The 9,201-nt window shown below is 37.2% G+C and carries 9 protein-coding genes and 3 pseudogenes; 10 read left to right on the top strand and 2 right to left on the bottom strand.

Going from position 1 to position 9,201, the window contains the following annotated elements; translation table 11 throughout:
- The 6 genes from RV13_RS19740 to RV13_RS19765 form a co-directional block, all read left to right on the top strand.
- Positions 1-545: DNA cytosine methyltransferase (locus RV13_RS19740; RefSeq protein ID WP_083579830.1), on the top strand; the 545-nt coding region annotated here is incomplete at its 5' end.
- Between the two features lie 24 nt (positions 546-569).
- Positions 570-824, top strand: coding sequence for a hypothetical protein (locus RV13_RS19745; protein ID WP_049220684.1), 255 nt, complete (start codon positions 570-572; stop codon positions 822-824).
- A gap of 255 nt (positions 825-1,079) precedes the next feature.
- Positions 1,080-2,264, top strand: coding sequence for a MobT family relaxase (gene mobT, locus RV13_RS19750; protein WP_002359815.1), 1,185 nt, complete (start codon positions 1,080-1,082; stop codon positions 2,262-2,264).
- Positions 2,261-2,398 carry a DUF3789 domain-containing protein gene (locus RV13_RS19755; protein WP_002359816.1) on the top strand — a complete coding sequence of 46 codons (138 nt, stop codon included), beginning with the start codon at positions 2,261-2,263 and terminating at the stop codon, positions 2,396-2,398. Before mobT ends, RV13_RS19755 begins: the two co-directional genes overlap by 4 nt.
- A gap of 4 nt (positions 2,399-2,402) precedes the next feature.
- On the top strand, positions 2,403-2,624 hold the full coding sequence (locus tag RV13_RS19760; RefSeq protein WP_002298822.1) for a hypothetical protein: 222 nt from the start codon (positions 2,403-2,405) through the stop codon (positions 2,622-2,624).
- A gap of 12 nt (positions 2,625-2,636) precedes the next feature.
- Positions 2,637-3,137, top strand: a complete 501-nt coding sequence (locus RV13_RS19765) for an antirestriction protein ArdA (protein ID WP_002359817.1) — start codon at positions 2,637-2,639, stop codon at positions 3,135-3,137.
- A 32-nt stretch (positions 3,138-3,169) separates the two neighbouring features.
- Here RV13_RS19765 and RV13_RS19770 read toward each other — a convergent pair.
- Positions 3,170-3,731: pseudogene (locus RV13_RS19770) on the bottom strand (hypothetical protein).
- A gap of 15 nt (positions 3,732-3,746) precedes the next feature.
- Complete coding sequence (locus tag RV13_RS19775) at positions 3,747-4,361, bottom strand: hypothetical protein (RefSeq protein ID WP_060789635.1); 615 nt, start codon at positions 4,359-4,361, stop codon at positions 3,747-3,749.
- Between the two features lie 76 nt (positions 4,362-4,437).
- On the opposite strand from RV13_RS19775, the gene RV13_RS19780 reads away from it, so the two are divergent.
- From RV13_RS19780 to RV13_RS19795, 4 genes and pseudogenes are all read left to right on the top strand, one after another.
- On the top strand, positions 4,438-4,827 hold the full coding sequence (locus RV13_RS19780; RefSeq protein WP_049220677.1) for a conjugal transfer protein: 390 nt from the start codon (positions 4,438-4,440) through the stop codon (positions 4,825-4,827).
- Positions 4,814-6,058, top strand: a pseudogene (locus tag RV13_RS19785) (conjugal transfer ATPase TcpF); the annotation flags it as partial. The gene RV13_RS19780 and the pseudogene RV13_RS19785, both read left to right, overlap by 14 nt.
- Before the next feature lie 692 nt (positions 6,059-6,750).
- Positions 6,751-8,457 (top strand): group II intron reverse transcriptase/maturase, encoded by a 1,707-nt coding sequence (gene ltrA / locus RV13_RS19790; protein WP_227656324.1) that lies wholly within the window; start codon positions 6,751-6,753, stop codon positions 8,455-8,457.
- Between the two features lie 181 nt (positions 8,458-8,638).
- Positions 8,639-9,201, top strand: a pseudogene (locus tag RV13_RS19795) (ATP-binding protein); the annotation flags it as partial.

The raw sequence follows: 9,201 nt of genomic DNA on the forward strand, positions 1-9,201 counted from the left end.
GAATGGGTGGCCAAGTCTATGGTTCAGATGGGGTAGCGCCCACCTTAACTGGTGATGAAGGAATCAAAATAGCCTTACCCACGAACGAGGGAATTTCTATAGCGGGTATGTTGCCGGGGAATTTTGAACAAGGAAATCGGGTCTATGAGGTAACCGGAACAGCTCCCACCTTGTCAACGAAACAAAGGGGAACGAAGATTATGATTCGGAAAAATAAAACAGAATATCAAGAGGTAAAGCCAGGGGACAGTGTGAACCTGGCTTTTCCTAATTCCACAAGTCGTCGAGGCCGTTTGGGAAAACAAAGTGTGCATACCTTACTAACAGGAGACCAACAAGCAGTCGTCACAGATCAGTACCAGATTCGGAAGCTAACACCTAGAGAATGCTGGCGGCTTCAGGGTTTTCCGGACTGGGCTTTTGACCGAGCTTCTCAAGTCAATTCAGATAGTCAGTTGTATAAGCAGGCCGGAAACTCTGTAACAGTTCCGGTCATTTTTGATATTGCCAGAAGATTAAAGGAGGTAAAAATAGATGATTTATGATGAGTTGTTTGGGAAGTCTATTGGGTGATTGGCAAGATTCAGTCAGATCCGGAATTGGAAGAAGAACTGTACCGGCTCAATTTTGATATTCGCAAAAATGGGGTGAAAGTCCCTGGTGATTCATATGTAATGGACGAGGAAACCGATGCTCGAATTGAACTAAATCAAGTAATCACGGAACTTGAACGGATTGCGGACCTTGCGAAAGAACCGGATATACGTCAGTACTTGTTTGAGATAAAAGCAGAGTTGGAAATTGAGGGCATTAGCGCGGAGTGACAACCAGATAAACCACTGATAGGCGCTGACCGCGGGGGATTTGCGAAGCAGAAATCCTCCGTGGTGCTGTGCCTGTTCATGGACGGCGTTAGCCGGCCATGATGTCTCACCCCCCGTATCTAACAGGGGGGTACAAAAACACAAAAAATGAGCAAGTAATCATTAAGAATTATTGGTGTAGCAAGGATATTAAGTAATTTGCATAGGTGTTAACTCATTAAAAAAAGTTAACACCTTGAATTTGGAGGTGAGAACTTGGCACAACGGAATTTAGATTATCGATTATTAAAAGACCGACGTAATGAATATGGTGTTTCACAAAATAAATTAGCTATCGCTTGTGGGCTTAGTCGGACCTATTTAAATCTGATAGAAAACGGTGGCGTAACTGCCTCTACAAAAACCATGAGAAAAATTTTTGACCAACTGGAAAGTTTTAATCCCGATTTACCTTTAACGTTACTGTTTGACTATGTAAGGATTCGTTTTTCCACAACGGATGTGCGGAAGATTATTCAAGAGCTTCTCCATCTGAAATTTGAGTATATGCTTCATGAAGATTACGCCTTTTACTCCTATCAGGAACAATATGTCATGGGAGATATTGTAGTGATGTTGTCTCATGAAGAAGATAAAGGTGTTCTTTTGGAATTAAAGGGTCGTGGTTGCCGGCAGTTTGAAACTTTTTTACTCGCTCAAAAGCGTAGCTGGTACGACTTTTTCGAAGATTGTCTAAAAACCGGTGGTGTGATGAAACGCTTGGACTTGGCAATCAATGATCGAGTGGGGCTACTGGATATTTCTGATTTAACGAAAAAATGTCAGAAGGAAGAATGTATCTCCTTGTTTCGTACCTTTAAAAGTTATCGTTCCGGGGAACTTTTAAAAGCTGATGAAAAGGATGGCATGGGAAATACCTTATATATCGGCAGTCTCAAGAGTGAGGTTTATTTCTGCTTGTACGAAAAAGATTACGAGCAATATATCAAGTTAGGGATTCCATTAGACCAGACTGAGACGAAAAATCGTTTTGAGATTCGACTGAAAAATGACCGTGCTTATCATGCGATTCAAGATTTGTTAAAAGGTCGTAGCATTGAGAGCACCACGTTTTCTATTATCAATCGTTACTTGCGATTTGCGGATAAGGTGGAAGGCAAACGGCGAACCAACTGGCCCTTGAATGAACAATGGGGTCGCTTTATTGGACGGAATCGGAAGGAAATTCAATTAACTTCTGAACCGAAACCTTATACCATTGAACGAACCTTGAATTGGCTTGGACGTCAAGTCGCCCCTACGTGGAAGATGGCAAAGGAATTGGATCGGCTGAATCAGACAACGTATATCCAGGATATGGTACGGAATGCACGGTTATCAGACCAGCATAAAAAAATTTTGGAACAACAAAGTATGGCAATCGAAAATTTGATTGTATGAAAAGAGGAATTTTGATGGGAATTGTAAAAGATATTTTATTGGTATTTGGTGGCAGTATGCTTGGTGTTACTGTGATGTGCTTGATGCATGCAAGTACAGCAGCAGACCGAGTAATGGAAAAGAAAGGAAAGTGACGAGATGAATTTTGGACAAAATTTATATCAATGGTTTTTGACCAATGCTCAATCCTTAGTCTTACTAGCGATTGTAGTCATTGGTTTATTTTTAGGATTTAAGCGGGAGTTTTCTAAATTAATTGGCTTTTTGGTGATTGCCTTGATTGCGGTAGGTTTGGTCTTTAATGCTTCTGGTGTGAAGGATGTCTTACTCAATTTATTTAACCGAATTGTTGGTGCATAAGGGGGAATCACGATGGAGCAGATGCGTGTTTATATTGCGAACCTTGGAAAATACAATGAAGGAGAGTTGGTGGGGGCGTGGTTTACTCCACCTGTCGATTTTGATGAAGTCAAAGAACGAATTGGGTTAAATGATGATTATGAAGAATATGCGATTCATGATTATGAACTACCCTTTGAGATTGATGAGTATACATCAATTGAGGAAATTAATCGATTGTGTGGCTTAGCGGAGGAATTAGAAGGAACGCCAATTGGTGAGGTTGCTTCAGAGATTCAGCACGCTTTCTTTAATTCTTTCGAGGAAATGGTGGAGCATGTGGATGATATTGTGTATTATCCAGATTGTAATGATATGGAAGATTTAGCTTATCAAATGGTAAATGAGGGGTATTTAGGAGATGCTCCAGAAAATTTTGTAAGGTATTTCAATTATTCCTCTTTTGCTCGCGACTTGGAGATTGAGGGAAACTATTTAGTTACTAATCGAGGTATTTTTGAATATCCAATCTAAATATAAGCCATTCAACTTGAATGGCTTATATCTCAATTTATTAGTGGAAGTTTATCAGTGTTAGAAAGCGCCCAAACAATTGCATTACCTGCTAAAGTAACAATTTTAGGATGTTTTTCGAGAAAATCAGAAAATCTTTCTAAAACGTTAGGTTTAAAATCTTTAGTTTCTACGATATTGATAAGCTCTTTGCCAACTTGTTGCTAAAGCATCAATATATTCTTTTAATTCATCAAGAGAATTATTCCAATTGTTTGTAACGGTATTATTGTTTCCGAATGTCGCTCCTCTATAGTCACCTGAAGAGTTAAAATTAAAGGTATTTGTCGTCTGAATCGATTGACTATTTTTTTCTGAAGGATGAATTTTCTCTGCCCCCTCTTCTGTTAGTTCGACATCATCAGTCCAAATTATGGGGTACATTTTGGTTTTTGTTATGGATGCACCTCGGATGTAGCCAGATTTTGTTGCGCTTTCCAGTAATGATGCGAATTCTTGTTGAGATAACTCCAATAAGTCTGACGTAACTGTAGTTCCATCATAAATGAAGTTTAAGAGCTGCTTTAACTTCTTTTCTTTGGTTCGATAGTCCAATACTAATCTCTCCTTTTAATTATTATTGGTTGTGTTGTTACTGCCAAAACTCGCACCCTTTTGATCTCCACCATAGATATTGTATGTATTACTGATGGTTGCTCCGGGTGTATTATTTTTTGGATAGGGAGTATCTAATACATCATATCCCTCTGTAGTAACCCTTGCAAATTGAGATAAAAAAAGATGGGGTTTATTGCTAGCATATCGAATAGCAATTCCCTTAACGAAATTTGAATCAATAGCATATTTAATTAAGTCGTAGTAGTCAATTTCTTGAACACGATAATTTGGAGTTCTTAAATCAGCGTCATGGTCATCTAATCGTTTGAGAAATATCTGAAGTTGTTTGTATCGATTCTCACGATTCATTTTAATAGGTTTATCTGCTTCACCAATTTGATTAATAAATGCATATCCTTTATCTGTGATTATTGCTTGGCTAGCATCTATATTTGGACCGCTGTAATAGTGTTCTATTTTTAAATTATAAACTAATTCTTTAGAGATAAGATATCCATAAAAATCTGCGTCTGATTCTGAAATGTCAGCATTTGTTAGTGTGTCAGATTCATTTTGGATTTTCAATAGCAACTCATATAATTTAAGATTAAGCTCTTCTTGTTTCAAACTTATCTACCCCCTAATTAATTTTAATTATAACAGAATATTTAATTTAAAAAACAATATATTTGGAGATGAGTTAATGAAAAAAATAAAAAGCTACACCAGTATCTGGGCAGTTGAAAAAGTCATTTACGCAATCAATGACTTTCATCTGCCTTTTCCTGTAACTTTTAACCAAATGGCTTGGTTTGTTTTATCCTTGCTGTTTGTCATTGTATTTGCCCATGTGCCTCCACTATCTGTGATAGAGGGGGCATTTTTAAAATACTTTGGCATCCCGGTGGCGATTACTTGGTTTATGTCGCAAAAGACTTTTGATGGCAAGAAACCATTGGGATTTTTACGATCCTTTATCAGTTATCATTTACGATTTAAGGTCACTTTTGCAGGAAAAAAAGTTAAAGAACAGAAAAAACGATGGGATGAACCCATTACATTAGTGAGGAGTGTGAACTATGTACCCGATTAAGTATATCGAAAATAATCTTGTTTTTAATCAAGAAGGAGAGTGTTTTGCTTATTATGAGTTAATACCTTATAACTATTCCTTCTTATCTCCTGAACAAAAATATCAAGTGCATGATAATTTCCGCCAATTGATTGCCCAAAATCGAGAAGGTAAGATTCATGCGCTACAAATTGCGACAGAAAGTAGTATTCGTGCCACTCAGGAACGATCTAAAAAGGAAGTTATAGGTAGACTCAAAGAAATAGCATTACAACGGATTGATTTACAGACAGACGCATTAGTATCCATGATTGGCGATAGTCAGATTGATTATCGCTTTTTTATTGGTTTCAAACTGATTGCTACAGATGAAGAAGTGAATTTGAAAAGTCTCAAAAAATCCTTCTTTTCCGGCTTTCAAGAGTTTATCTATGAGGTCAATCATCATTTGATGGGCGATTTTGTTTCATTATCAAATGAAGAAATTCGCCGATATACCAAGCTTGAAAAACTGATGGAAAGTAAATTAGCGCGGAGATTCAAAGTCAGACGAGTGAATCCCAGTGATCTTACTTACTTGATTGAACATATTTATGGCGAAAAAGGTACACCGTTTGAAGAATACGCCTTTCAGTTACCAAAGAAAAAATTGAAATCAGAAACTTTGGTGAAACGCTATGACTTATTACGTCCCAGTCGTTGTTTGATTGAAGAGAAACCTCGTTACTTAAGGATTGAACATGAGAATCATGAGTCTTATGTAACCTATTTGACAATTAATACCATTGTCGGGGAGATGGAGTTTCCTTCCTCAGAGCTTTTCTATTACCAGCAACAACAATTTGCTTTTCCGATTGATACTTCAATGAATGTAGAAATTGTCACCAATAAAAAGGCATTAGCTACCGTTCGCAACAAGAAAAAGGAATTAAAAGATTTAGACAACCACGCTTACCAATCTGACAATGAAACGAATTCCAATGTTTTGGATGCTTTGGATTCCGTTGATGAATTGGAGACCACCTTGGATCAGTCAAAAGAATCCATGTACAAATTGAGCTATGTGGTCCGGGTGAGTGCAGAATCAGTGGATGAACTAAAACGCCGTTGTGATGAAGTGTTCGATTTTTATGATGATACCAATGTGAAACTAGTCCGGCCCTTTGGCGATACGATGGGGCTACATGAAGAATTCCTACCAGCTAGTAAACGGTATATGAATGACTATATCCAGTATGGTGCGACTCGTTTCCCTATAAGTGCATAGGCATGAAATGGGAGAATTATCAAGAACTAAAGATAATTACAACTAGTTATTTCACAGTTGAAATGAAAACCGTCAAGTTGGTTGAAGCAACTGGTCTGATACTCCTACATGCGAATATTCATAACAGTGAATATTCGTGTGAAGCTAGGTAAAGTCGGCAGAACAATACCTAAGTAAGTAATAACTTATATGGTAAAGGATATGCCGGGACGCCACAAACTATCTATGGTGAGAATGTTCCTACGGAACTGACGAACTTGCGAATGTACGGGTCTAAAGGATGACTTTTATCGAAAGATAATTGGGTTGCAAAAGCAACGAATATTACCGAAAAGTAAGAGTCGTATTTATGAAATTCGGGATAAGGAACAATGACCTTATATAATATTCAGGCTCAAAGTAAGCACCTAAGGATAGATGTATGGCTAGAATAACTGGAACGAGGAAAACAGAAAACACTTATTCAACAACTGTTATTGGAGCGTTGGATATAAGACTAATAGTCGAAAATCCTTAATTTCTGCGAGAGTAGGGGCACAGTACCTGTGAAGCGTCTAATCAACGTGGAGGGATAGCCCCAAGACTTGTTCTTTGAAAAGTGAATACAGTTAAATGAAACTCACAAGATCTGGTAAGAGGATGGGACTAATTTTAAAGTTAGGAGAAATAATCCATCAGTGAGTACAGAATTACGATATTATGAATACTATCAAATGCAAGAAACTTTTGATTGGCTCTATGAAAGAAGTAGCAAACAAGCAACAAAAGGTATTGACCTTTATAAAATAATTATGTCAGAGGAAAATATCCTACTAGCATATAGAATTATTAAATCAAATACTGGTTCTAAAACATCTGGGATAGATAATCAAACAATCAGTGATTTCAAATTTCAAAACAAACAAAAGTTTGTAAATGATATTCGAAAAACAATTGAAAATTATCAGCCGCAGCCAGTTAGACGAGTCAACATTCCAAAAAGTAATGGGAAAACTCGTCCTCTAGGCATTCCCACTATGAAAGACCGCTTGATACAACAAATGTTTAAACAAGTGTTAGAACCCATATGTGAAGCAAAATTTTTCAAACATTCCTATGGGTTCCGACCTAATCGCTCTACAGAACATGCAATAGCAAGATGTAATTTTATTGCACATAAATGCAAATGTCATCATGTGGTAGATGTCGACATTAAGGGATTCTTTGATAACGTCCATCATGGAAAGTTAATCAAACAGCTTTATACCATCGGTATAAAAGATCGACGCGTATTAGCAATAATCTCTAAAATGTTAAAAGTGACAGTAGCAGGACAAGGCACTTCCACTTCTGGCGTCCCACAAGGTGGCGTGTTATCTACATTATTATCGAATGTTGTTCTAAATGACTTAGATTGGTGGATTGCCAATCAATGGGAAACATTTCAAACAAAAAGAAAATATAGCAGTGTAGATAATATGCACCATGCTTTGGTAAAGTCGAAATTAAAGAAAATGCACATCGTACGTTATTGTGATGATTTTAAAATCTTTACAACAAATCATAAACATGCAGTAAAAATCTATCATGCGGTCAAGGGATATATTAAACAACGGTTGAACCTAGATATTTCACCAGACAAATCAAAAATTACAAATCTTAGAAGAAATTATTCAGAATTTCTAGGATTCGAGCTAAAGGTCATAAAACAAAAGAAACAACAATATGTTACTGTTTCGAGAGTCTCAAAGAAATCAAAAAGTAGAATTAAGAAGGAAATCAGAGAAAAGATAAAAGCAATTCAGAAATCTCCTACTAGAAAAACTGTTAACCAATACAACCAGTATGTACGAGGTATTCAGAATTATTATCAAAAAGCCACCTTGATTAACCATGACTTTTCTTCTATCTACTATTCCTGCTTACCAGCACTATATAATCGTTTAAAACCATTCGGAAAATATGAAATCCCTAGAAGCCCACCCATTACGTATAAAAAGTTTTATCCTCTCACAAAAAGAACGTTTTGTGTTAGGAAGAATTATTTATTTCCATTAGATAGCGTGAAATGGAAAAGGTTAGAATTTTTCAAACCTCACATCAACAACTATACGCAAGATGGACGATTGGCTAAACTGAGGAAATTAAAACCTTCGGTTTATTCTGAATTGGTTACCCTTAGTACGATGGAAACAGATGAAAGTCTTGAATACTTAGACAATCGACTGTCAAGATATTCTATGCAAAATGGAAAATGTTCCGTTACAGGGATTTTTCTAAGAACGCAAGATGTTCATTGTCATCATATTATTCCTCGTAAATTTGGGGGTACAGATGAGTTTGATAACCTAGTTATTATCCATAAATGGGTACACAGACTCATCCATGCCAAAACAAACGATTAAAGAGTATCTACAACTTCTTCAACTAACAAATAAGCAAATGAAGAAGTTAAACAAATATCGTTTAGAATGTAATTTAACTGAATTTCACTAAAGAAATACGAACAAGTTGGAACGCCGTATGCGATGAAAGTTGCACGTACGGTGTGGAGCGGGGGAAAACCTAGAGATAACTTCAAAGGGTTACCTATCGCTATTTACGTCTGACTTTTTGGCGGGACTTGGTTTTGGGGCTACTCAGATGCTAGGAGAATTAGAAGGCATTTACTTTGGCTACAATGTAGATACGGGTCGTAATGTTTATCTCAAGCCGGCTTTGGCTTCACAAGGAGTCAAGGGTTCAGTTACCAATGCACTTGCCGCAGCTTTCCTTGGTTCACTAGGTGGTGGGAAATCCTTTAGTAACAATCTCTTAGTCTATTATGCTGTCCTTTTTGGTGGTCAAGCTGTGATTGTCGATCCAAAAGGTGAGCGAGGTGGCTGGAAAGAAACCTTGCCAGAAATTGCGGAGGAGATTAATATTCTCAACTTAACTAGTAAGCCAGAAAATCAAGGCTTACTTGATCCATATGTCATCATGAAGAAAAAGAAGGACTCGGAAAGTCTAGCGATTGATATTCTGACCTTTTTAACAGGAATTTCTAGTCGAGATGGAGAGAAGTTTCCTGTTTTGCGCAAAGCCATTCGGACTGTTACCCAAAGTGATCAGCGAGGGTTGTTACAAGTAATCGTTGAATTGCGTAAAGA

Origin of the sequence: Enterococcus raffinosus, from assembly GCF_001886185.1 — a bacterium.
Lineage (GTDB): Bacteria > Bacillota > Bacilli > Lactobacillales > Enterococcaceae > Enterococcus_A > Enterococcus_A raffinosus.

Bases quoted from the DNA above. Each gene is read 5' to 3' on its own strand.
- RV13_RS19755 (WP_002359816.1), top strand. From the start codon at position 2,261: ATGAAAAGAGGAATTTTGATGGGAATTGTAAAAGATATTTTATTGGTA.
- RV13_RS19760 (WP_002298822.1), top strand. From the start codon at position 2,403: ATGAATTTTGGACAAAATTTATATCAATGGTTTTTGACCAATGCTCAA.
- RV13_RS19765 (WP_002359817.1), top strand. From the start codon at position 2,637: ATGGAGCAGATGCGTGTTTATATTGCGAACCTTGGAAAATACAATGAA.
- RV13_RS19780 (WP_049220677.1), top strand. From the start codon at position 4,438: ATGAAAAAAATAAAAAGCTACACCAGTATCTGGGCAGTTGAAAAAGTC.